Below are 1,584 nucleotides of genomic sequence, written 5' to 3' on the forward strand. Positions count from 1 at the left end.
TGCCGTCGGCAGCCTGCTCGCACTCGGTAATGCCAAGTGTGCGGCCACCATCAGGTGAGCATGGGTCTTGCGTCCGCCACCCCTCCAGCGCCAGGCCCAGGCTTCCATGCAGCTGGTACTCGCCTACAGCTGTGCGCTCTACTTTTACGCCGTAGGCCTCTTCGTTTGCGACACCCCACGCGCCTGCAGGTTGGAATGTTTGCTCCTGCAGGTCTCGGCGCTCGCTGGCAGTCACGTTTGCCAAACGCACGATCGGGGATGCAGCAGACAAGGCGCCGCCAGAACCCCGGGTTGTGTTGGCGGTCGTGTAGACCTCAGTCCATGTCGCATCCCAACCTAACTGATTGCCGCGAAAGTACATCCGCTTGTTGAACGATATGGCCAACTGAGTGGTAATGGCATTGCTGTACGACTGGACGGCTACCGTCCCATAGTTCATTCCGGCAGGCCGGTTTAGAGTCGTGCCGGTATCCCTGTAGAAGCCCGTCTCGAGCGCCGAGTTAAAGTTTGACGGCGACCCGGGGATGTTTGGTGTGTAGCCTCCGAAACCATACGCCCCCCATGGGAGCAAGTTCCCGTCAGCCAGACCGGCATTCAAAATAGCGGCGCTCCCAAGACCCAAGCCGTTACGCGCTGCTGCCTGGGTTGTCCCGCCGGTGCCGCCCTTGGTCACGGGCACAATGTTTTCAGTGGATACCGTGCCCAGGCCAGCAAGCGTTGAACCCCACTGCTGAATAATTGCCCTGGCTTGGTCTGCCAAATCCTTGGTATAGCCCTGCACTGGCATGAGTGCATAGGCACCACCGCCGGTAGAGGCGCTTCGATACGGAGGCGTGATCGACATAGCCGAATTGCTGGCAATATTGGTGACCTCGTATTGCCCACCGTCGGGACCGATGAATGCATCACCTACCCGGCTGTTTGCGAGAAAGGCTGTTCCGTTACCAGTTACCGCATTCGAATTCAAAGTAACGGCAACCGTGCCGGTTCTGTACCAAGGCATACTTTTCTCCAAGCAAAAAAATGCCCGCTCAGGGCGGGTTAAAAAATATCGAACCGGGTCAGCTGCTTATTTTTGCGACCAGCACGGTTATACCAATGAATGCGGCGTTGTAACCCGGAATACCAATAGCAGCCATTGTTATGATCTGCGATGGATAATTCCACATCAGGTTTACTTCTCGACCTTGCTGGACGCCATCAGTACTCACCATCATCGTAAGATTATTTATCATCAAATATTCTTCATCGTTCATGGTAAACGGCGCATTGAAGTAAGCGATGCTCAACCCCTGTCCTGTCTGACCGGTGCCTGTGTATGTCCAATTGTTAGTGGAGCGGACAAAGTTGGCCGCAGGCCCGCCACTGTCGAACAGAGGTTTAGAGGCGGCATCCCACAACCATGCCCCGTATTCCGAAACAACGGATGCGCCGAAGATCGCAGCAAACCACCTTCCGTTCGGCTTGATCGTGTACCGGTTGAAAATCCTGACCTGGAATCCAGTCCAGTTACCAGGAGAACCAAATACAGCGAGGTTGCTCATGCCGATGATGCCATTGGCACTATCGGGCCTGATAAAAACA

General features: G+C 55.4%; 2 protein-coding genes. Both read right to left on the minus strand.

Annotation, left to right across the window (positions count from 1 at the left end):
* Nucleotides 1–1,003 (minus strand): pyocin knob domain-containing protein (locus tag ACZRN6_RS36425; protein WP_464009957.1); only part of this gene is annotated, 1,003 nt, incomplete at its 3' end.
* A gap of 58 nt (nucleotides 1,004–1,061) precedes the next feature.
* The coding region (locus tag ACZRN6_RS36430) for a hypothetical protein (RefSeq protein ID WP_464009958.1) at nucleotides 1,062–1,584 on the minus strand (523 nt) is incomplete at its 5' end.

The organism is Pseudomonas sp. A125, assembly GCF_055409485.1.